At 70.2% G+C, this 20941-nt stretch carries 20 protein-coding genes and 1 pseudogene; 8 read left to right on the plus strand and 13 right to left on the minus strand.

Annotated features, from left to right (window positions below):
* Positions 1-11 precede the first annotated feature (11 nt).
* The 6 genes from LCH29_RS23945 to LCH29_RS23970 form a co-directional block, all read right to left on the minus strand.
* Positions 12-1805: an ABC transporter ATP-binding protein gene (locus LCH29_RS23945; RefSeq protein WP_446463791.1), complete on the minus strand. Its 1794-nt coding sequence runs from the start codon at positions 1803-1805 to the stop codon at positions 12-14.
* A complete protein-coding gene (locus LCH29_RS23950; protein ID WP_446463792.1) occupies positions 1802-2857 on the minus strand; it encodes an iron-siderophore ABC transporter substrate-binding protein in 1056 nt (351 codons plus the stop codon). Before LCH29_RS23950 ends, LCH29_RS23945 begins: the two co-directional genes overlap by 4 nt.
* Before the next feature lie 103 nt (positions 2858-2960).
* Positions 2961-3809 (minus strand): ABC transporter ATP-binding protein, encoded by an 849-nt coding sequence (locus LCH29_RS23955; protein ID WP_446463793.1) that lies wholly within the window; start codon positions 3807-3809, stop codon positions 2961-2963.
* Between the two features lie 39 nt (positions 3810-3848).
* Positions 3849-4913 carry a FecCD family ABC transporter permease gene (locus LCH29_RS23960; protein WP_446463794.1) on the minus strand — a complete coding sequence of 355 codons (1065 nt, stop codon included), beginning with the start codon at positions 4911-4913 and terminating at the stop codon, positions 3849-3851.
* Positions 4910-5968, minus strand: a complete 1059-nt coding sequence (locus LCH29_RS23965) for a FecCD family ABC transporter permease (RefSeq protein ID WP_446463795.1) — start codon at positions 5966-5968, stop codon at positions 4910-4912. Before LCH29_RS23965 ends, LCH29_RS23960 begins: the two co-directional genes overlap by 4 nt.
* A gap of 17 nt (positions 5969-5985) precedes the next feature.
* Positions 5986-7353, minus strand: a complete 1368-nt coding sequence (locus LCH29_RS23970; protein ID WP_446463796.1) for a lysine N(6)-hydroxylase/L-ornithine N(5)-oxygenase family protein — start codon at positions 7351-7353, stop codon at positions 5986-5988.
* A 246-nt stretch (positions 7354-7599) separates the two neighbouring features.
* On the opposite strand from LCH29_RS23970, the gene LCH29_RS23975 reads away from it, so the two are divergent.
* Positions 7600-8547: a methionyl-tRNA formyltransferase gene (locus LCH29_RS23975; protein ID WP_446463797.1), complete on the plus strand. Its 948-nt coding sequence runs from the start codon at positions 7600-7602 to the stop codon at positions 8545-8547.
* A gap of 83 nt (positions 8548-8630) precedes the next feature.
* A complete protein-coding gene (locus LCH29_RS23980; RefSeq protein ID WP_446463798.1) occupies positions 8631-9002 on the plus strand; it encodes a hypothetical protein in 372 nt (123 codons plus the stop codon).
* Between the two features lie 65 nt (positions 9003-9067).
* On the opposite strand, the gene LCH29_RS23985 is transcribed toward LCH29_RS23980, so the two are convergent.
* The 4 genes and pseudogenes from LCH29_RS23985 to LCH29_RS24000 all read right to left on the minus strand — a co-directional run bounded on the left by LCH29_RS23985 (position 9068) and on the right by LCH29_RS24000 (position 13052).
* Positions 9068-10066 (minus strand): sugar phosphate isomerase/epimerase family protein, encoded by a 999-nt coding sequence (locus tag LCH29_RS23985; protein WP_446463799.1) that lies wholly within the window; start codon positions 10064-10066, stop codon positions 9068-9070.
* A gap of 28 nt (positions 10067-10094) precedes the next feature.
* Positions 10095-11291, minus strand: a complete 1197-nt coding sequence (locus LCH29_RS23990) for a Gfo/Idh/MocA family protein (RefSeq protein ID WP_446463800.1) — start codon at positions 11289-11291, stop codon at positions 10095-10097.
* Between the two features lie 66 nt (positions 11292-11357).
* Positions 11358-11879: an MFS transporter gene (locus LCH29_RS23995; RefSeq protein ID WP_446463801.1), complete on the minus strand. Its 522-nt coding sequence runs from the start codon at positions 11877-11879 to the stop codon at positions 11358-11360.
* A gap of 156 nt (positions 11880-12035) precedes the next feature.
* Positions 12036-13052, minus strand: a pseudogene (locus LCH29_RS24000) (sugar ABC transporter substrate-binding protein).
* 177 nt (positions 13053-13229) lie between these two features.
* On the opposite strand from LCH29_RS24000, the gene LCH29_RS24005 reads away from it, so the two are divergent.
* Positions 13230-14261, plus strand: coding sequence for a LacI family DNA-binding transcriptional regulator (locus LCH29_RS24005; protein ID WP_446463802.1), 1032 nt, complete (start codon positions 13230-13232; stop codon positions 14259-14261).
* Between the two features lie 120 nt (positions 14262-14381).
* Here the strand turns inward: LCH29_RS24005 and LCH29_RS24010 are convergent, their stop codons facing one another.
* Complete coding sequence (locus LCH29_RS24010) at positions 14382-14459, minus strand: 50S ribosomal protein bL37 (protein WP_370443954.1); 78 nt, start codon at positions 14457-14459, stop codon at positions 14382-14384.
* 324 nt (positions 14460-14783) lie between these two features.
* On the opposite strand from LCH29_RS24010, the gene LCH29_RS24015 reads away from it, so the two are divergent.
* The 4 genes from LCH29_RS24015 to LCH29_RS24030 all read left to right on the plus strand — a co-directional run bounded on the left by LCH29_RS24015 (position 14784) and on the right by LCH29_RS24030 (position 18197).
* On the plus strand, positions 14784-15215 hold the full coding sequence (locus tag LCH29_RS24015; RefSeq protein ID WP_446463910.1) for an amino acid permease: 432 nt from the start codon (positions 14784-14786) through the stop codon (positions 15213-15215).
* 14 nt (positions 15216-15229) lie between these two features.
* Positions 15230-15427, plus strand: coding sequence for a hypothetical protein (locus LCH29_RS24020; protein WP_446463803.1), 198 nt, complete (start codon positions 15230-15232; stop codon positions 15425-15427).
* Complete coding sequence (locus LCH29_RS24025; RefSeq protein ID WP_446463804.1) at positions 15420-17495, plus strand: SpoIIE family protein phosphatase; 2076 nt, start codon at positions 15420-15422, stop codon at positions 17493-17495. The genes LCH29_RS24020 and LCH29_RS24025 overlap by 8 nt, the downstream gene beginning before the upstream one ends.
* An 81-nt stretch (positions 17496-17576) precedes the next feature.
* Positions 17577-18197 carry an L-threonylcarbamoyladenylate synthase gene (locus tag LCH29_RS24030; RefSeq protein ID WP_123101244.1) on the plus strand — a complete coding sequence of 207 codons (621 nt, stop codon included), beginning with the start codon at positions 17577-17579 and terminating at the stop codon, positions 18195-18197.
* 2 nt (positions 18198-18199) lie between these two features.
* Here the strand turns inward: LCH29_RS24030 and LCH29_RS24035 are convergent, their stop codons facing one another.
* Both LCH29_RS24035 and LCH29_RS24040 read right to left on the minus strand, forming a co-directional pair.
* Entirely contained in the window at positions 18200-18445 is a 246-nt protein-coding gene (locus LCH29_RS24035; RefSeq protein ID WP_039936264.1) for a hypothetical protein, read from the minus strand.
* A gap of 252 nt (positions 18446-18697) precedes the next feature.
* Complete coding sequence (locus LCH29_RS24040) at positions 18698-19906, minus strand: alginate lyase family protein (RefSeq protein WP_446463805.1); 1209 nt, start codon at positions 19904-19906, stop codon at positions 18698-18700.
* A gap of 230 nt (positions 19907-20136) precedes the next feature.
* On the opposite strand from LCH29_RS24040, the gene LCH29_RS24045 reads away from it, so the two are divergent.
* Entirely contained in the window at positions 20137-20934 is a 798-nt protein-coding gene (locus LCH29_RS24045) for a thioesterase family protein (protein WP_446463806.1), read from the plus strand.
* The last annotated feature ends 7 nt before the right edge of the window (positions 20935-20941 follow it).

Raw genomic sequence — 20941 nt, forward strand, 5'->3', positions numbered from 1 at the left:
TCCCGGGGGGCCTAACTGCCTTCTCGCCAGGCCCGCCACAGCCGCGCGTACCGCCCGCCCAGGGCCACCAGCTCCTCGTGCGTCCCCTGCTCCACCACGCGTCCCGCGTCCAGCACGGCGATCCGGTCCGCCGCCATCGCCTGGGTCAGCCGGTGCGCCACGAACAGCGTGGTCCGGCCCGAGCACGCGGCCAGCACGGCCCGGTCCAGTTCGGCGGCGCCCTCGCTGCCCGCCTCGGCGGTCGACTCGTCGAGCACCACCACCGGCGACCGGCCCAGCACCAGCCGGGCCAGGGCGATCTGGGCGACCTTGGTGACGTCCAGTCGCTCGCCGCCCTCGCCGACCATGGTGTTCAGCCCGTCGGGCAGCGCGTCGACCCACCCGTCGGCGCCGACCGTGCGCAGGGCGTCCATCAGCTCGGCGTCGGTCGCCTCGGGTGCGGCCAGCCGCAGGTCGTCGGCGAGCGGGCCGGAGAACACGTGGGTGTCCTGGGTCAGGATGCTCACCAGGGCCCGGGCCCCGGCCTCGTCCAGTCCGGCGAGGTCGGTCGGCCCGATGTGCACCGATCCGGCCTGCGGGGTGCCGATGCCCGCGATGAGCGCGGCCAGGGTGGTCTTGCCCGCGCCCGTCGCGCCCACCAGCGCGAGCGAACCACCGGCCGGAATCGTCAGGCTGACGTCCCGGAGGACGGGCTCCTCGGCGTCGGGATAGCGGTACGTCAGCCCCGTGACCGTCACCGGGTGCGGCACGGCGTCCGCCGGTGCGATGGGCGCTCCGCCCACCAGCCGGTCCTCCGCACCCTCCCCCAGCACCCCGACCAGCCGGGTCAGGCTCGCGCCCGACTTCTGTGCCTCGTCGAAGGTGAACATGATGGAGCCCAGCGGGGTGAACAGCCGGTGGAACATCAGCGGCGCCGACGACACCTCGCCCAGGCTGGCGGCGTCGGCCTCCAGCAGGGCGTACCCCACCACGATGATCAGGACCAGCCCGATGAACTCGGCGCGGTTCTCCCTGCCGACGAACCGGCCGAAGAACCGGAACACATCGATGCCGAGGTTCCGCACCCGCCACGACTCGCTGGTGACCTTTTCGCGGAAGGCGCCCTCCAGCCGGTACGCCCGGACCGTGTCGATCCCGTTCAGGCCGCTGATGAGCGCCTGCGCGCGGTCGGCCTGGGCCGCCCGCTGCTTCTGGTAGAGCGGGGCGGAGCGGGGCAGGTACCAGCGCAGGGCCAGGGCGTACGCGGGCAGCGCACCGGCGCCCGCCAGGCCGAGCCGCCAGTCCAGCCCGAACATGCCGACCGTGGCGATGACGACCAGCACGCCCGCCGAGAACACCGTGGGGACGGCCGTGCGGATGCCCTTGGACAGCACGGCCACGTCGTCGCCGACCCGGGACAGCACGTCTCCGCGGCCGACCTGCTCGATCCGTGCGCTCGGCATCCCCAGCACCGCGCGGACGGCGCCTTCCCGCAGCCGCGCGAGCAGATCCGCGCCCAGCCGTCCGATCAGATACGTCGACGCCGCGGTGGCCGCCGCGCCGAGCAGCGCGGCGGCCCCCATCAGCACTCCGATCGTGACCAGGGCCGAGCGCGGTTCGCCCTCGACCACCCCGTCGACCACCCGGCCGAGGAGGAGCACCGGGAGCACCTGGAGCGCTGCCCCGGCCACCGTGGTGAGCACGGTGGCGGCCGTCAGCCAGGGCGCCTCGCGGCAGTGCGCCGTGACCCATCGGGTGGCCACGCGCCCGGTGGCCGTGCGCAGGGTGGCCGGGGCCGGGGTGGCACGCGCGTCGGTGACGCTCACCCCCGGCCGGCCGACGTGACGAGCTGGTCGATCGCGTACGGCAGGGACAGCAGGGTGCTCTGGGACATGGCGGCGCCGACGGCCGGGCCCTCGCTGTCGAGCAGGTACGACACCTTGCCCTTCTTCACGGCGTCCAGGTTGGTGAACAGCTTGAACTTCTTCAGCTTCTGCTGGTCCGCCTTGTCGTTGATGACGAAGACGCGGTCGACGTCGACCAGGTCGACGCGCTCGGGGGACAGGACGGTGAAGAACTTCCCGTCCGCGACCTTGTCGATCTGGGTCTGGTAGCCGAAGCCGATGCCCGTCACCAGCCGTCCGCGCACATCGGTGGAGGTGAACGGCGCCACCGAGTTCTCGTACCAGGACAGCGCGACAGCCTTCTGGTCGGCGAACTTCGGATGGGCCTTCTTGGCCGCGTCGAGCTTGTCCTGGATGCCCTGCACCAGGTCGGTGCCCTCGTCCTCCTTGCCCAGCGCCTTGGCGATCTGCACCGCGTTGTCCTGCCAGGGGGCGCTGAACGGCTCCTTCTCGCCCTGGGTGCGGCCCACGGTCGGGGCGATCTTGGAGAGCTTGTCGTAGGCGGCCTTGTCGATCTCGGAGTACACCGCCACGATCAGGTCCGGCCGCAGGGCGGCGATCTTCTCGTAGTCGGGGCCGGAGTCGCCGTTCTTCATGACGACCTCGGGCCGGGTGTCGCCCCACTTGTCCTTCACCCAGGGCCACTGGGTGTTGATGTCGGGCGTCTTGCCCGCCGGGTTCGGGTACTGGTCGACCATGCCGACCGGCTTGACGCCGAGCGCCAGCATGGCCTGGTCGTCCGTGTAGCCCACGGAGACCACGCGCTCGGGCGCCTGGCTGATCTTCGTGGATCCGAACGCGTGCTCCACGGTGACCGGGAAGGCGCCGGAGGCGGCGGCCGGGGCGTCGTCGTTCGACGTGTCCGCCGCGTCGGAACCACATCCCGCGAGGAGGCCGACGCCGAGGGCCGCGGCGGAGAGTGCCGCCGCTAACCGCCGCCGGGGCGTCATACGCGTCGTTCTGTGGAGGAGCATCCGGAATCCCTTGCTGTCGCGCTGTCCGTTACGCCCCGGTCTCAGGGCAGCCACACTTTATCCCGGGCAAGTGAGGCTAGCCTAGCCTTACTTACATATTCCTTTACGGGACCTGGTCGAGCTGAACGTGGGTGCGGCCGATCGGCACGATGAGCGGCCGGTCGCCCACCGGGTCGTCAACCACCGCGGCACGCAGCCCGAATGCCTCGTCCAGCAGCTCGGCGGTGATCACGTCGCGCGGATGGCCCTGCGCCAGGATCGAACCCGCCCGCATCACGATGAGGTTGTCGCTGTACCGCGTGGCCAGGTTGAGGTCGTGCAGCACCATGACCACGGTGCAGCCCGACTCGTGCAGATCGTCCACCAGGTCGAGCACGTCGATCGCGTGCGCCAGATCCAGGTACGTGGTCGGCTCGTCGAGGAGCAGCAGATCGGTGCCCTGGGCCAGGGTCATCGAGATCCACACGCGCTGGCGCTGCCCGCCGGACAGCGAGTCGACCGGGCGGTCGGCCAGGTCCGACACCCCGGTCATGGCCAGCGCACGCTCCACGACACCGGCGTCGTCCGACGACCACTGCCGCAGCCAACTCTGGTGCGGATGGCGGCCCCTGGCGACCAGGTCGGCCACCGTCAGCCCCTCCGGCGCGACCGGAGCCTGCGGCAGCAGGCCCAGCTTCTTGGCCACGTCCCTCGTCCTGAGCTTGACGATGTCCTCGCCGTCCAGCACGACGCTCCCCCTGGACGGCTTGAGCAACCGCGTCAGGGTGCGCAGAAGGGTGGATTTCCCGCAGCCGTTGGGGCCGATGATCGTGGTGATCACGCCCGGCGGGATCGCCACGTCCAGGCCGTCGATGACGTTCCGGCCGCCGTACCCGACCGTGACGTCCTTGGCCGCCAGCCGTGCGAGGCCCTGGGCCCCGGACTCGATCTCGGTGATGCACTCGGTGCTCACAGGTCCCCCTGTATTCAGGATTGCCCAATTGCTTGCCATCTACCTGAGATTCGCCCGTACCAGCAGATAGACGAGGAAGGGGCCGCCGATCGCGGCGGTGACCACGCCCACCGGGAGGGTGATCGGCAGTGCCGTGCGCGCCACCAGGTCCGCACCGATCAGCAGCAGCGCGCCCACCAGACCGGAGGCCACCATCGGCGGCGTCGGACACCTGGCCAGACGCATCGCCACCTGCGGCGCCACCAGCGCGACGAACGGGACCGGGCCCGCCGCGCTCACCGCCACACCGGCCAGCAGCACCGCGCACAGCAGCAGGACGGCCCGTACCGCCGTGTACCGGACGCCCAGGCCCGCGGCGACCTCGTCGCCCAGGTGCAGCGGCTTGAACTGGAACGCGACGCAGGACACGACCACCAGAAGGACGAGCGTGCACCACAGCGCCGTACGGACCTCGCCCCACGACCGGTCGTCCAGCGAGCCCACCAGCCATGCCTGCGCCCGGGCCACGTCCTTGATGTCGGCCGTGACCAGCAGCCATGTCGTGATGGCCTCCATCACGGCGCTCACCGAGATGCCGATGAGGATGAGCCGGAAGCCGTCGATCCCGCGCCGCCACGCCAGGAAGTACACCAGCAGCCCCGTGCCGAGACCACCCGCGAGCGCCGCCGCGGACAGGCCCACGGTGCTTTCCACCGCCGCGGCGGCCCCGCCCGACACCGTCACCAGGAACACCGAGACCGCCCCGGCGCCGCCGGTGATCCCCAGAATGTCCGGGCTGGCCAGCGGATTGCGCGCGATGGACTGCGTCAGCGCCCCGGACACCCCCAGCGCGATCCCCACGACGAGCCCGGCCAGGGCACGGGGCAGCCGCAGGTCCATGATGACGAACCGGTCGACGCGCTCGCCCCCGCCGAGGACCGTGGCGATCACCCGGGACAGCCCGATGGGGAACTCCCCGACGCCGATGGACAGGCAGAACACCAGGAAGGTCGCCGCCGCCAGCAGCAGCGTCACGCCGACGAGCCAGGGCCGCCACACGAACGACACCTGGCCGAGCCGCACACCGGGCGCGACCACCGATCGCTTCACCTCTGTTCCGCTCATGTGTCCTTGAACTTTCCGCGCCACACCAGAACCGCGAAGAACGGTGCACCCAGGAGCGCCACGACCACGCCCGCCTCCAACTCCCCCGGCCGCACCACCAAACGGCCCACGATGTCGCAGACCAGGAGGACGACGGCCCCGAGCAGACCCGCGTACGGCACCAGCCAGCGATAGTCCGGCCCGGTCAGATACCGCGCCACATGGGCCACCATGAGTCCGAGGAACGCGATGGGTCCGCACGCCGCCGTCGCCGCGCCCGCCAGCAGGGTGATGGCGACGATGCCGACGGTCCGGCTCAGCACGATGTTCACGCCGAGGCCCCGCGCCACGTCGTCCCCCAGATTGAGCAGGTTGATGGCGGGCAGCGTGGTCAGGGCCAGCACCAGCCCGACCGCGATGAACGCGGCCACCGGCCAGATGACGTCGAATCCGACCCCGGCCACCGAGCCCGCGTTCCAGAACCGCAGCGCGTTCAGCGACTTCTGGTCCGACAGCGCGACCGCCGTGGTCATCGCCGCCAGGAACACCGTGATCCCCTGCCCGGCCAGGGCGAGGGTCAGCGGGTTGCCGGCGCCCCGGCCGATGCTCGCCAGCCCGAACACCACGATACCGGCGACCGCCGCCCCCAGGAAGGCGAACCAGACGTACTGGAACGGGTCGGCTAGCCCGAACACGGCGATCACCGACACCACCGCGAACGAGGCGCCGGAGTTCACTCCCAGCAGCCCCGTGTCCGCGATCGGGTTGCGCGTGTAGCCCTGGATCAGCGCCCCGCCGACCCCCAGCGCGACGCCCGCCACGATCGCGAGCACCGTCCGGGGCACCCGCACGGTCCGCACGATGAGCCTGATCTCGGTGAGCCGCTGGTCGGGGTCCGGCCCGGCGAACAGCCCGTGCCACACCTCGGCCGGACTCAACGCGCGCGCGCCGACGGCCAGCGACACCGCCGCCACGGCCACGAGGACCACGACGAGCGCGCCCAGCCCCACCCCCCGCCGCCGACGGACCTGCGTGGCGCACCCGGATACGGGGCGTTCGATTGCCGTTGTGCCCATGTCTCAGTACGTCATCCCTACCGCGCCGTGCTGCCGACTCCGTCGGCGACCGGCCGGGCCTCGCCGGGGACGGAGGTGACACCCCGGTCGAGGAGCGAGTCCAGGATCTCGCCGACCCTGATCGCGGTGTTGGACAGCAGGGACGAGGTGATGCCGTGCGTGTGCTCCGTACCGCCCTGGAGATAGATGCCGCAGCGCAGGCCGGGATCGGTCGCGATGCGGTAGTCGCGCTCGACGCGGACCCGGCCCTCGTCGTCGCGGAGGCAGCGGTCGGCCACTTCGCCGAGGAGGCCGATCGGGTCGACGGGGCCGTAGCCGGTGGCGAACACCACGACGTCCGCGTCCAGGAAGGTCTCCTCGCCGGTGACGAGGGACCTCACGGTGGCACGGACCTGAGCGGGGGTCTCCTTGACGTCGGTCAGCCGGGACACGTTGAGGAAGCGCAGCCGCTCGGCGCCGAGGACCTTCTCCCGGTAGCTCTGCCGGTACAGGTCGTCGATCAGGTCGATGTCCACCACGGAGTAGTTGGTGTTGCCGTGGTAGTCCATCAGCTGCCGCTTGACGTCGTCGGGGGCGGCGAAGTAGTCGTCGACCGCCTCGGGGTCGAAGATCCGATTGGCGAAGCCGCTGTCGTCGGCGGGGCTGTAGCCGTAGCGGGAGAAGACCGCGCACACCTCGGCCCCGGGGAAGCGGCGGTGCAGGTACGCGACGTTCTCGGCGGCGCTCTGCCCGGCGCCCACGACGATGAACCGGGAGGGCGAGGTGCCCTCCAAACCGCCGGCCTTCGCCAGCAGTTCGGAGGTGTGCCAGACGCGGTCACCGCGCTCCACGCCCTCCGGCATGAGGGGGCGCAGCCCGGTGCCGATGACGAGGTTGCGGGCCCGGTGGACCTCGAGCCCCTCCCCCGACCGGACCGTCACGTCGAGGTACTCCACGTCCCCGTCCCGGACGACGGGCGCGACGCCGACGACCTCGTGGCCGTAGGACACCATGTCCTCGACCTTGGCCGCGGCCCACTCGAAGTAGTCGTGGAACTCCACCCGCAGCGGGAAGAGGTTCTTGTGGTTGATGAAATCGATCAGCCGCCCCTTGCTCTGCAAGTAGCAGAGGAAGCTGAACTCGCTGGCCGGGTTCCGCAGCGTCACCAGGTCCTTGAGGAAGGACACCTGCATGGTCGCGTCGTCGATGAGCATGCCACGGTGCCAGCCGAAGCGCGGCTGCTGCTCGAAGAAGTGAGCCCTGATCGCCTCGTGTCCGCCGACGCGTGCGTTGTGCTCACCGAGTGCGATCGCCATGGCCACGTTGGACGGCCCGAAGCCGATGCCAATGAGGTCGTGGACCGGTAAGTCGCGGACCGGCAATGCGTCACCAGGAACCCGTGACATGTCACTCCCATCGTGCGGGGCAATCGCCTGTCAGGCGTGCGGAAAGTGCGAAGGGTGGGCACGCCGACGGATCGGCACGCTCACAACTTAGGCGAGCCTAAGCTAAACCTGTGGGGCTGTCGATAGGTCACGACGGAGAATCGGAGGTCCGCACCCGCCAACTAAGGGGTCACATAGGGCCGTTGCGAAATAAGGTAAGCCTTGCTTTACTTTTCCCGGTCATCCCCTGCTGCGAGGAGGAACCCCATGCGGGTCGTCATGTTCGGTTACCAGACCTGGGGGCACCGCACCCTGCAAGCCCTCCTGGACTCCGAACACGACGTCTTACTGGTCGTGACGCACCCCAAGAGCGAGCACGCTTACGAGAAGATCTGGGGCGACTCCGTCGCCGACCTCGCCGAGGAACACGGCGTCCCCGTGCTGATCCGCAACCGCCCCGACGACGACGAGTTGTTCGAGCGCCTCAAGGAGGCCGACCCGGACATCATCGTGGCGAACAACTGGCGCACCTGGATCCCGCCGCGCATCTTCGACCTGCCCCGCCGCGGCACGCTCAACGTCCACGACTCGCTGCTCCCGAAGTACGCCGGGTTCTCCCCGCTGATCTGGGCCCTGATCAACGGCGAGTCCGAAGTGGGCGTCACCGCACACATGATGAACGACGAGCTCGACGCCGGTGACATCGTCCGGCAGGAGGCGGTCCCGGTCGGCCCGAAGGACACCGCCACCGACCTCTTCCACAAGACCGTCGACCTCATCGCCCCCGTCACCATCGGCGCGCTCGACCTCATCGCCACCGGGCAGACGGAGTTCACCCAGCAGGACCGGTCCCAGGCGAGCTTCTTCCACAAGCGGTCCGTCGAGGACATCCGCATCGACTGGACCTGGCCCGCGGAAGACCTCGAACGCCTGGTGCGCGCCCAGTCCGAGCCGTACCCCAGCACCTACGCCTACCACAAGGGCAAGCGCCTCGAGATCCTGGCCGCGGTCGTGTCCGAGGGCCGGTACGGCGGCACTCCCGGCCGCATCTTCTACCGCGAGGGCGACGGCGTGGTGATCGTGGCCGGAGCCGACGCCCGCTTCGGCCGCAACCACGGCCTGGCCATCACCCGGGTACGCACCGAGGACGGCCGCGAGATGGCCGCCACCGCGTACTTCACCTCCATGGGCGGCTACCTGACCAGCCACCCCTGAGTCCGGGCACGTCGGGAGGGGTCCCGGGACCGCCGCGTTACAAACTCCGGGCAGCGACCCTTGGAGAACCGGAGGTTCCATCGATGAGTACGGGCATGCGGCGGCGCGCCGCGACGACGGCCGCGACCCTGACCATGGCGGGCGCACTGGGAGCCGGCCTGATGACACCGGTGGCGTACGCGGCCGGTCACGGGCCCTGCTACGACGGGCGGTGCACCATCACCGTGTCCAGGCCCGGGACCATCACGGTCAACAGCCATAAGTTCGGGTTCGGGAAGCTGAAGGTCACCCACATCAGCTCCCGGACCGTGAGGTTCTCGGCGACCAGCGGCGGTACGCGCCTGGGCGGCAGCACCAGCCCGGGTGGCACCGTCAAGCTCAACAACCTGAAGATCTGGGTGAAGTCGGCCTCCGGCCACAAGGCCAGGCTCGCCCTGTTCCCCACGCGGTACTAGGGTCCTCGGACAGGCCGTGGCCCCGCACCCGCTCGGAGCGGGTACGGGGCCACGTGCGCGGTGCGTCAGAGGCCGGCCGCGGCGCTGTGCAGGTTCTTGGCGGCCAGGGCGAGGCCCTCGGTCCGGGAGTAGGCCGCGTCCTCGTGCTCGATGTTCACGGCCATGTCCGGGTCGACCTCCGCGAGGGCGCGCAGGAACTCGGTCCAGTAGGCGGTGTCGTGGCCGAGGCCGACGGCGACGAACTTCCACGCCGGGTTCTCCGGCCAGGCGTTGCACCAGAAGCCGTATCCGGTGGGCACCTTGCCGGTGGCGTCGGCGGGCACGCGGGTGAACGACGAGTCCAGGACGCCGCGGATGTCGGCGCCGGGGCAGAGCGTCGCGTCCTTGGCCGCGGCATGGAACACCAGCGGGCCGAGCCACTTGATGGAGGCCACGACGTCCATGCCCTGCCACATCATGTGCGAGGGGTCCATCTCCGCGCCGACGTTGGTGGCGCCGGTCTCGTCGACGAGCCGCTTCAGGGTGACCGGGGAGAACACCACGTTGTGCGGGTGCATCTCGACGGCGACCCGGACGCCGTTCTCCCGGGCCAGCGCGTCGATCTCCTTCCAGAACGCGACGGCCACGCCCCACTGGTAGTCCAGGACGTCCATGTAGACGCCGTCCCACGGGTTCACGACCCAGGAGGGGTATTTGGCGTCGGGGTCGGAGCCCGGGGTGCCGGACATCGTCACCACGTACTTCACCCCGAGCAGCCCCGCGAGCCGGATGGTGCGGCGCAGGTCGTCGGCGTGTTTCGGGCCGACCCCGGGCAGCGGGTTGAGCGGGTTGCCGTTGCAGTTGAGGCCGGTCAGCTCCATCCCGCGGTCGGCGAAGGTGGCCAGGTACTCCTCGCGTGCGGTGGCCGAGGACAGCAGCAGGTCGACCGGGCAGTGGGGGGCGGGGATGAAGCCGCCGGTGTTGACTTCCACGGAGGTCAGCCCGTTCTCCTTGAGGATGTCGAGGGCCTCGGTAAGCGTACGGTCGTGCAGACAGGCGGTGTAGGCGCCGAGCTTGAGAGCCATGGGGCGCTGCTCCTTCGCAGGGGGGTGGTCAGGAGGTGGCCGGGATGGTGACGGCGGCGCCGTCGCGGTCGGAGGACTCGACGATGGCCCGGATGATCTCCATGGTCCGCAGCCCGTCGGCGAAGGTGGCGCAGGCCGGCAGCGGGTCCTCGACGCCCGCGACCTGGTCCAGGAAGGCCCGCGCCTGGTAGGTGAACATCTCGGCGTTGCCACCGCCCACGCCCGGCGCCTCCATCGGGTAGCCGCCCTTGAAGTACGGCATCTGCGGGCCCGCGATGATGTGGCGCGCGCCGCGGGTGCGGGCGTCCGGCTGGGCGTCGTCGAAGAGGTACTCGGCGGGCCGGTGCTGGTCGAACGCCGCCCGGCCGCCGAGCCCCACGATGTCGAAGCCGAGCCCGTTGGGCAGGCCGAAGGCGGTCCGCGACAGCGAGAAGGTGCCCACGAGACCGGACTCGAAGCGCGCGGTGAAAGACGCGGTGTCCTCGTTCTCGACCTCACCGAACTCGTCAGAGACGGGCGCGGCGTTGTGGCCGACGACCGCGCCCAGCGGCAGCGGGCGCTTGGGGATCTGCGTCGACAGCGAGGCGCCGGAGACCGCGGCGATGGGACCGGCGATGTACTCGGCTGTGTCGATCACGTGCGCGCCGACGTCCCCGAGCGCGCCGGAGCCGGGGCCACCCTTGAAGCGCCAGCTCAGCGGCCCGTTCGGATGGGTGGCGTAGTCACACCAGTAGCGGCCGCTGAACAGCGTGAGGTCGCCCAGCTCACCGCGCCGGACGTGGTCGCGGACCGCGGAGATGGCGGGAGAGCGCCGGAAGGTGTAGCCGACGGCCGTCACGACGTCGGCGGTGCGCTCCAGCTCGGCCATCGCGCGGGCGTCCTCGAGCGATCCGGCCAGGGGCTTCTCGCACAGCACGTGCTTGCCCGCGGCGACCAGGGCCTCGGCGATCGGGCGGTGCAGGTCGTTGCCGACGACGATGCTGACGGCGTCGATCGTCGGGTCCTCGGCCACCGCCTCCCAGCTGGGGAGCGCCTTCTCGTAGCCGTACCGGCGGGCGGCGTCCTCGCCGAGTGCGACGTTGGCGTCGGCTATGGCGGCCAGACGGACCGGCGGCAGGCCGGCCGCGAAGACCGTGTTGACGTTGCGGTAACCGGCGGCGTGGGTGCGGCCGGCCATGCCGGCTCCGATTACCGCGACGGAAAGGGGCTTGCCGGACGTGGCCATGGATGTGCCCTTCAGCGTGTGCGGGGGTGGTCAGGTCGACGTGGAGTGGTGGTGAGGCAGTGGTGGTCAGGCAGTGGACTGGCCGCGGAAGTGGGCCTCGATGGCTTCCATCGAGCGGCCTCGCGTCTCGGGGACGGTGCGGAGGTAGGAGAAGATGGTGGCGGTGTTGACCGCGGCGAAGAGCAGGAACGTGGCACCGCCGACCGCGGCGATGAGCGGCGGGAAGGCCAGGGTCACCACGAAGTTGGCCGTCCAGGTGCCGAACACGGCCATGACCCTCGCGAATCCACGCAGCCGGAGCGGGAAGATCTCGGAAAGCATCAGCCAGAAGACGGTCGCCACGCCCCCCTGCATGAACAGCAGGAACGTCAGCATGGACGCCAGGACGAGGTAGCTGCGGGCGGCCGACTCGGGCAGGACCAGGAAGCAGAAGGCGATCAGTACCAGCGACACGGTGACGCCGATCTGTCCGGTGAGCAGCATCGGGCGCCGCCCGTACCGGCCGAGCAGCCACATGCCGGTGGAGACGGCGAGCACCGCGACGACACCGTTGGCGATGGTGGCGGTCAGCGCGGCCTGGGCGTCCATGGCCACCTCCTACGGGGTGGGAATTAAAGCGCTTTAAATCGGCTTCGGCGAGTACGATGCCCTCGCGCAAATGTCATGTCAATAGGTTGTCCCCACGCCGTTGCGCGACGCAGTGGCAAATGACCCGCCAGGAGCGGGAGCCCTCACCGGCCGCCCTCACCGGTTGCCCTTCGCGGCGAATGTGGCGACGGTGTGGACGTTGCTCTTGTCGACGAAGGCCGGGCCGGTCAGCACAGGCCGCTCGCCGCCGCCGCTGTAGTTGCCGTTGTTCTTGTAGAGCCACAGCGACTCGACCGCCAAGTAGCCCTGAAGATAGGGCTGCTGGTCGACGGCGAACTGGACACTGCCCTTCTCGATGGCGGAGATGAGGTCCTTGTTGAGGTCGAAGGTGGCGACCTTCGCATTGCTGCCCGCCTCGGACGCCGCCTGCGCGGCCGTGAGCGCGAACGGGGCGCCGAGCGTGACCACTTCGTCGATGGACGTGTCCTGCGCGAGCTTGGCCTTGATCGTCGACTTCACCGAGGGCATGTCGGTGCCGTTGACATAGAGAATGTCGGTCTTGCCGCCGAAGGCCTTCTTCACCCCGGCGCAGCGCTCTTCGAGGTTGACGTCCCCCTGGGTCTGGATGACGCACAGGGCGTGCCGGGCGCCGGTGGTGTTGATCTTGCTGCCGAGCGCCCGGCCCGAGACGGATTCGTCCTGGCCGAAGAACGACAGCAGACCCTGCTTCCTTCAGACGGACATGCCGGCGTTGAAGCCGACGACCGGGATACCGGCCTTCTCGGCCTTGGCGACCACGGCCTTCAGGGCGTCCGGCTTGGCCAGGGTGACGGCGATGCCGTCGACCTTCTGGTTGATGGCGTTCCGCACCAGACCGGCCTGGTCGCCCGCGTTCTCGTCACTGGAGTAGATGAGCTTGACGTTGTCCTTGGCGGCGGCGGCCAGGGCACCCTTACGGATGGTGTCCCAGAAGGTGTCACCCGCGGGCGCGTGGGTGACCATCGCGATCGTCATGCGGGGAGTGGAGGCCTTGCCCGCGGCCACGTTGTTGCCGGACTCCTGAGCCTTCTTCCCGCCGGAGCTGGAACAGCCCGCCAGGATCAGGGTGGCCGAGGCGGCCACGGCCACGACGGGGACGACCCTTCGGGGGCGGGAGAGGAACATGCGATTCATGGCTGGTGCACCTCGCTGTGCAGCTGGAAGGGAGCGGTGGGCAGCGGATCCGCGACTCCGGAAGGGGCTGGGGATGCCCCGAACGCGATTAAAGCGCTTTAAGTGCTGGTACTATCGACTCGTTTCGAGAGCGTGTCAAGGGCGCTGTGCGAGGAGATCGCTGTCCGGGAGGTACAGGTGGACGATGCCGATTCCGAGCGCCGCCAGAACGGCACGAACAAGCGCCCCCGCCTGGAGGACGTGGCGGCCCGCGTAGGCGTGTCCACGGCGTCCGTCTCCCTGGTGCTGCGCGGGGTGTCCGGCCCCAGCGAGCGCACCCGTCAGCGGGTGCTGAAGGCCGCCGCCGAGCTGGGCTACCAGACGGATCGCACGGCCAGCCTGCTCGCCAGCAGGCGCACCCGGCTGCTCGGCGTCATGGTCGACGTCCACAGCCCGTATCACGCCGAAGTGGTCGACTTTCTGCACACGGCCGCCGAGGAGGTCGGCTACGACCTCGTCCTCAGCACCCTGACCCGGACCCGCGACGAGCACACCGCCGTCGATACGCTGCTGGCCTTCCGCAGCGAGGCCCTGATCCTCCTCGGCCCGACCTCCCCCGCCGACACCCTCGCCGCCCTCGACCGCAAGGCCCCGGTGATCGTCGTCGGCCGCCGGATCACCGACGAGCAGCTGGACGTGGTCCGCACCGCGGACGACGACGGGGTCGGCCAGATCGTCGACCACCTGGCGGGCCTCGGCCACCGCGCGATCACCTACGTCGACGGCGGCAAGGGCGTCATCGCCACCGACCGGCGCCGCGGCTACCGCACCGCCATGCGCCGCCACGGCCTGGACGCGCACATCGAGGTCCTGCGCGGCGACAACACGGAGGCGGCCGGTGAGCGTGCAGCCCGCCACCTCCTCGACGGCGCCGCCCTGCCCACCGCCGTGGTCGCCTTCAACGACCAGTGCGCCATCGGCGTCCTGGCCGCACTCTCCCGCGCCGGTGTCGCCATCCCCGGCGAGGTGTCCGTGGCCGGATACGACGACGACACCCTCGCCCGGCTGAGCTGCTTCAACCTGACCACGGTCAGCCAGAACGCCGAGCAGCAGGCCCGGCACGCGGTGGCCGCCGCCGTCGAACGCCTCGACCGGGGCCGCACCGACCCCCGCGAGGTCGTCCTGAGCCCGCAACTCGTCGTCCGCGGCACCGTGGCCGAGCCCGCCTGACCCGCTCCGTACGAAAGCCCGCACGGAAGCTCCGCACGGAAGCTCCGCACGAAAACGAGGGACCCCGGTGCGCCATGCGCACCGGGGTCCCTCATTTGCCACGCGGCAGAGCGCCTCAGATCAGGACTGGGGGCGGCTGCCGTGGTTGGCGCCGTTCTTACGACGGGCCTTCTTCTTGCGACGTCGCTTCGACGACATGTCGCCCTCCTTCCAACGATGCTCTACCTGTACCGATCACTTCGGTGTTCCACGTGGTGATCATGGCGCGCGTACCCAGCTCGCCACGCGTCACCCTTCATTGTGAAGCACCTCACGCCACCGTCACCCGACGAGCTAGCTTGCTAATGCCGCGTCAATCAAGGTTTGCCCGGTAGCGAGGCGTCCTGGTGCGGTCAGCTGCAAGGCGCCGGATCGGCCTCGTAGTGGGCCTACTCGGTCGATTCGGCAACGCCGCAGGGTGAACCTTGGCTGACGCGGCACTAGGACGCCAGCATCGCGGGTGGCATCGTCCACGCCCTGGCCATCGGCGGCATCGCCTTCGGCTACCTCGGCTCCCGCCAGGTCCTCGACTACGGCAGTGAGGCGCGCAACCCACGGCGCGACATCCCGCTCGCCGTCATCGGATCCATCCTCATCCCCATGGTCATCTACCTCGGGCTTCAGATCGGCTTCCTGGGCGCTCTCGACTGGAAGGACGCAGGGCTCGCCCCGGGCGACTGGGCAGGGCTGACCAGCAGCGACTGGGCGTCCTCTCCCCTGTTCTCCGCGCTGGGCGCCGCCGGGTTCGGCTCGTTCGCCACCGTGTTGCTCATCGACGCCGCCGTCTCCCCCGCCGGAAACGGCCGGGTCACCCTGGGCAGCGCCGCCCGCGCCTCCTACGCCTTCGGGGTGGACGCCTACGCGCCCGCGCCCCTGGCCAGGTCAACCGGTACGGCATCCCCTGGATCTCGCTGATCACCGCGCTCGTCGTGAGCGCCCTCACCACGCCACCGCTGGGCGAGCCGTACGACCTGCTCGCCGTCGTCGCCCTCGCACTGGTCAGCTACGGGTGGGCCGTGCGCAGCGGCTTCCGCACCGGACAACTCGACCGGGCCCTCGCGGAGGAGTGTCCCCCGGCCCCGAACCGCCCCGTGGCCGATGTGGTAAATCCGCATTCGGGTGGGTAAGTGGCTTGGTGTGCGCTGGCTGAGCAACATCCGGACAGCGATAGCGTTTGCCCTGGTGGGGCCGCTGATCGTTTCCTTGATGCTGGTGCCGTTCCGTACCACCTTCCCCCGGACCGACGCGGCCCTCGTGCTGGTGGCGGTGGTGGTGGCCGTGGCCGCCCTGGGGTACCGGAGCGCCGGAGTGGTCGCGGCGCTGTCGGCCACGCTCTGCTTCGGCTTCTTCCTGACCCGCCCGTGGGGAGCGCTGTCCGTCACCAGCCCCCAGGAGGGCTGGACGGCCGCCCTGCTGCTCGCCATCAGCCTCGCCGTCTCGGAGCTGGCGGTGCGCGCCCTCAACCAGCGGGACCGGGCGCGGTCAGCACATGACCGCCTCAAGCTGCTGCACGACGCGGGCACGGCCATCGGCGCCACCCTCGACGCGGAGCGGACCGCGCAGGAGCTGGCGCAGGTGGCGGTGGGCCGGTTCGCCGACTTCGTCACCGTCGATCTTGCGGTGTGCGTCCTGGCCGGGGAGGAGATGCCCTCGGAGGGTGTCACACAGGTACGCCGGGTGGCCGTGGCCGGGGTCCGCCGGGATCATCCGCTGCTCCCCGTGGGCGGGCCGCCCCGGCTTGCCCTGTGCGATCCGCTGGCCCGTGGTTCGCCGTGCGGGCGGGCGAGGATCGAACCCGATCTGCGGGCCTGCATCGACTGGCAGGCGCTGGTCCCCGAGCCCGCCGGGGCGGTGCTGGACCACGGCATGCGCTCGCTGATCACGGCTCCGCTGCGGGCGCGGGGCAGCGTGCTGGGGATGGTCGCCTTCTGGCGTACGCGGGACACCCGGCCCTTCACCGACAGCGACCTGTCCGACGCCGGGGAGCTGGCCGCCAAGGCCGCCGCGGCCATCGACAACGCGCGCCGTTACACCCGTGAGCGGGCCACCGCCCTGGCGCTCCAGCGCAATCTGCTGCCCCGGCATCTGCCCCGGCAGACGGCCGTCGAGGTGGCCTCCCGCTACCTTCCGGCGGATTCGCGGGCCGGAGTGGGCGGCGACTGGTTCGATGTGATCCCGCTGTCCGGCAGCCGCGTGGCGCTCGTCGTCGGGGATGTGGTCGGCCACGGCATCAACGCCTCCGCCACCATGGGACGGCTGCGCACCGCCGTACGCACCCTGGCCGATGTCGACCTGCCGCCCGACGAACTCCTCACCCACCTCGACGACCTGGTCATCCACCTCACCGATGACGAGCGGGACAGCGCGGCTGAAGGGGACGAAGAGGACGATGAGGATACGGACACGGCGACCACCGGCGAGGTGGGAGCGACCTGTCTGTACGCGGTCTACGACCCGGTCTCCCGGCACTGCGCGCTGGCCTCGGCCGGTCATCCGCTGCCCGTCCTCGTCGCCCCCGGCGGCCGGGCCGATCTGGTGTGCGGCTTCACCGGACCGCCCCTCGGAGTGGGCGGCCTCCCGTTCGAGACCACCGAGCTGGACCTGGCCGAGGGAAGCGTCCTCGCCCTGTACTCCGACGGTCTGGTGCGCGCGAGCGACCGCGACATCGACGCGGGGCTGACCAAGCTGTGCGACGCGCTGTCGGTGCCGGACGCCTCGCTGGACACGGCCGGCGACACCGTTCTGCGCACCCTGGCGGCCGACCGCCCCGCGGACGACGTCACCCTGCTGCTCGCCCGTACCCGCGCCCTGACCCCCGGCCGGGTCGCCACCTGGGACATCGCAGACGACCCTGCCCTGGTCATCCAGGCCCGGAAGCTGGCCGTGGAGCAGCTCGACGCATGGGGGCTGTGGGATCTGACCTTCGTCACCGAGCTGCTGGTCAGCGAGCTGGTCACCAATGCCATCCGCTACGGCGCCGCCCCGATCCGGCTGCGCCTGATCCGCGACCGCAAGCTGATCTGCGAGGTGTCCGACGCCAGCAGCACCACACCCCATCTGCGCCGCACCCTCGCCTATGACGAGGGCGGCCGCGGGCTGGTGCTCGTCGCCCAGCTCAGCTACAACTGGGGGACGCGCCAGACCACCGCGGGAAAGACCATCTGGTGCGAGCAGAGGCTGCCGGTCACGGGATGAGCGGCCGCACCGCTACGGCTCCCCGCGCCCTTTCCGATCATCACTCTGCGCATGTTCCCGGCGATCGATTACGCTCGGCGGATGGCGAAGTACTTCGATGTGCACCCCGACAATCCCCAAGCGCGCACGATCAGCAATGTGGCCGACAGGATCCGCTCCGGCGCGCTTGTCGCCTACCCGACGGACTCCTGCTTCGCGCTCGGCTGCCAGATGGGCAACCGCGACGGCATCAGCCGGATCCGGTCGATCCGTAACCTCGACGACCGTCACCACTTCACCCTCGTGTGCCAGGATTTCGCGCAGCTGGGTCAGTTCGTGCACATCGACAAGGATGTGTTCCGCGCGATCAAGGCGGCGACCCCCGGCAGCTACACCTTCATCCTGCCCGCGACGAAGGACGTGCCGCGGGCCCTGCCGCATCCGAAGAAGAAGACGGTCGGGGTGCGGATTCCGGACCACGCCGTCACCCAGGCGCTGCTCGCCGAGATCGGCGAGCCACTGCTGTCCAGCACCCTGCTGCTGCCCGGCGAGGACGAGCCGATGACGCAGGGCTGGGAGATCAAGGAGCGGCTCGACCATGTGGTGGACGCCGTGGTCGACTCGGGCGACTGCGGCACCGAGCCGACCACGGTCATCGACTTCTCCGACGGCGAGGCCCGGATCGTACGCCGGGGAGCGGGCGACACCGCGCGGTTCGAATAGGACTAATCGTCGATGCACTTGGGGTACTTCGAGCCCCGGTTGCAGTCGTGGTAGTCGTACTTGCTGACCCGGAACTTCTTCTCCTCGCCCCCCTTAGCGGGATCGACGACCAGATAGAACTTCTTCCCGTCCTTCACCTTCTCGGTGACCTTCCCCTCCGGGCCTTTCTCGAAGTCCTGTGCGCACCCGGTGAGCGCGAGGGCGGTCACGGCCACGAGAGCGAGGGCGGGGGCGAGGCGGCGTTGCATGTGGTGCTCCTGATCGACTTGAAGACGAGGGCAGTCTAAGGTCATCCGCCGCCCCGCTGAGCAGGCAGGGTCCGGCGATCACACCCCCTTCACACACGGCGTCCGGGGACCGGGTGAATCGGGGCCTCGCGGGCTACCGTTGGGGCGAAATGGCTCCGCGCTGTGCCACTTCCCGCTCGACGGCTGATGGCGGTCAGGGCGGGCCGGGCGCCCCGATGCGGACGTCCGGCCCGCCGGTCCTATCGCGAACGGTCAGGAGGGGTTGTCCGCGTGGGTGAGGGTCGTCCAGGCGTTGAAGTAGTTGTCGGTGCCGGACGGGCGGTGCGCCTCGGTGTACTTCTGGGTGTTGGACATGGCGATGCCGAGGCGGTTGTGGAGGGCGTTGAAGCCGACCTCGGTGACCTCGTCGAGGCCCTTCTTGACCGAGCCGCCGCACAGCCAGGACGGCACGGTGGCGCCGTTCTCGTAGGACGTGTGGAAGCCCAGGGCCTGGCGCAGCCGCTCCCGGATCTTCGGGTAGAGGTCCTGGCCCTGGATGCGGCTGGTCTCGGCGATGTCCGCGATGGAGGCGATGCCCCAGCCGGTGTGCCCGAAGTCGCGGCAGGTCTCCTGGGAGAGGCCGTCCGTGAAGGTGCTCTGGCCCTGCCAGTACTTCACGATCTCGGCCTCGGTGTCGATGCTGCTGTTCGCGGGCGGCTTGGGCAGATCGCCGTCGGAGGCCAGGTAGACGTACGCCGGGACGCGGGCGAGGTAGGTGCTGACGGCCTTGTCGTAACTGGCGCGGTCCTCGATGAAGACGGAGATGCCGATCGCCGCCTCGGTCATGACCAGTTGCCAGTTGCCGTTCTTGGTCTCGGCGCCGCTGATCACCTCGGGGAGGTACACGGTGCGCAGCATGGTGGCGAAGCGGCCGGAGTTCGCCCAGCCGCCGTCGTAGGTGTACTTGATGATCTCGGCGGCACGTGGCCAGGTGGATCCGGACCAGCCGCTCTGGAGCGGGGCGTTGCTGTTGGTGTGATCGGTGATGGTCGCGGACCAGGCGTCCATGATCTCGATCGCCTTCTTGGCGTATCTGCTGTCCCGGGTGAAGTACCAGGCGAGCGCGTCGGTGTAGGCCGCGATGGCGTCCTGGCGCTCCTCGGTGCAGCCGTTGTTGGGGTTGGACGACGATCCGCATTCCACGATGGCGCGTGGCTTGGGGTTACGCGACAGTGAGGCGTAGGAGCTGGCCATCATGCTGTCGTACGCGGCCTTCCAGGGCTGCTGGCCGGCCTGCACCTTCGCCCGGGCGTAGTCGAGTTGGCCCCGGCTCACCAGCACCCCGGGGTGGGTGAAGGTGGTCGGCGCGGCGGTCGCGCGCGGGGCCGGGCCGGTGAGCTGAAGGCTCACGAGCCCGGCCAGCAGGGCGAGAACACTGAGCAGGGCGGTTCTGGGTCTGATTCTGGTTCTGGCTCGTGCCATCCGATGACCTCTTCCATGCTCGTTGGCCTGGACCAAGCTGCATAGTCGTGGGCATGTCAACACTTGTCAATGCTCGTGTATGTGGCCGGTGTTCATCTCCTTGTCCATGAAGGTCACTTCGGCAGATCACCGTGTGGTGTTATGACCCGCCGGTGGTCACGCTCGCTGCGGTCGCCGTCCGCGCCGAAAACTAAGGTGGCCCCCGACACAGCCAGCGGAGAGGCGAACCGGTGAATACGGAATCATGGCCCGAGTCCTTCTATCGGCACCTGGGCGGCGGTCGATACGCGTCCAGTCCCGCCACGGCGGGGCCGTGGAGCCCGAAGACGCAGCACGGCGGCCCTCCCTCCGCGCTGCTGGGCAGGGCGCTGGAACGGCACGCGGCCCGGGAGGGATTGCGCATCGCCCGCATCACGCTGGATCTGCCGCGCCCGGTTCCCGTGGGCGAGTTGGAGGTCCACGTCCGTACGCTCCGCTCGGGCGGGCGCACCGAGCTGCTGGAGGGCGAGCTGACGTGCGACGGCACGAGCGTGCTGGTGGCACGGGCCTGGAAAATCGCCGCCAGCCCTGCCGACACCCCGTCGCTGCGGCCGGTTCCGGCCCCGCCCGGGCTGCCGCCGGCGCAGCCCGCGCAGACGATGGCGGGCGCCTACCTGGACGGCTACCTCTCCGCGATGGAGTGGCGGTTCGAGCCGGGGAAGGCGTTCGACACGCCCGGCCCGGGCACGGCCTGGGCGCGGCAGCGCATTCCGCTGGTGGCCGGTGAGGAGGACACTCCCCTGACCCGCGCCCTCACGCTGGCCGACAGCAACTGGGCCGTGGCGTTCGAACTCGACCATCAGCAGGGGTTCGTCATCAACACCGACATCACGCTGGCGCTGCACCGGGAACCGGTCGGCGCATGGTTCTGCATACGCGCCGCCACCGCGGCCAGCCCCCACGGGTCCGGCCTGGCGCTCGGGCAGCTCGACGACGAGGCCGGGGACTGCGGCCGCATCCTCCAGACCCTGCTGGTCGCCGACCGCTGACGGAACG

The sequence above is a fragment of the Streptomyces sp. BRA346 genome (assembly GCF_052851135.1).

Bases quoted from the DNA above. Each gene is read 5' to 3' on its own strand.
- LCH29_RS23960 (WP_446463794.1), bottom strand. From the start codon at position 4,913: ATGAGCGGAACAGAGGTGAAGCGATCGGTGGTCGCGCCCGGTGTGCGG.
- LCH29_RS23975 (WP_446463797.1), top strand. From the start codon at position 7,600: ATGCGGGTCGTCATGTTCGGTTACCAGACCTGGGGGCACCGCACCCTG.
- LCH29_RS23985 (WP_446463799.1), bottom strand. From the start codon at position 10,066: ATGGCTCTCAAGCTCGGCGCCTACACCGCCTGTCTGCACGACCGTACG.
- LCH29_RS23980 (WP_446463798.1), top strand. From the start codon at position 8,631: ATGAGTACGGGCATGCGGCGGCGCGCCGCGACGACGGCCGCGACCCTG.
- LCH29_RS24040 (WP_446463805.1), bottom strand. From the start codon at position 19,906: ATGGCACGAGCCAGAACCAGAATCAGACCCAGAACCGCCCTGCTCAGT.
- LCH29_RS23970 (WP_446463796.1), bottom strand. From the start codon at position 7,353: ATGTCACGGGTTCCTGGTGACGCATTGCCGGTCCGCGACTTACCGGTC.
- LCH29_RS24035 (WP_039936264.1), bottom strand. From the start codon at position 18,445: ATGCAACGCCGCCTCGCCCCCGCCCTCGCTCTCGTGGCCGTGACCGCC.
- LCH29_RS23995 (WP_446463801.1), bottom strand. From the start codon at position 11,879: ATGGACGCCCAGGCCGCGCTGACCGCCACCATCGCCAACGGTGTCGTC.
- LCH29_RS24010 (WP_370443954.1), bottom strand. From the start codon at position 14,459: ATGTCGTCGAAGCGACGTCGCAAGAAGAAGGCCCGTCGTAAGAACGGC.
- LCH29_RS23950 (WP_446463792.1), bottom strand. From the start codon at position 2,857: ATGCTCCTCCACAGAACGACGCGTATGACGCCCCGGCGGCGGTTAGCG.
- LCH29_RS23990 (WP_446463800.1), bottom strand. From the start codon at position 11,291: ATGGCCACGTCCGGCAAGCCCCTTTCCGTCGCGGTAATCGGAGCCGGC.
- LCH29_RS23965 (WP_446463795.1), bottom strand. From the start codon at position 5,968: ATGGGCACAACGGCAATCGAACGCCCCGTATCCGGGTGCGCCACGCAG.
- LCH29_RS24030 (WP_123101244.1), top strand. From the start codon at position 17,577: ATGGCGAAGTACTTCGATGTGCACCCCGACAATCCCCAAGCGCGCACG.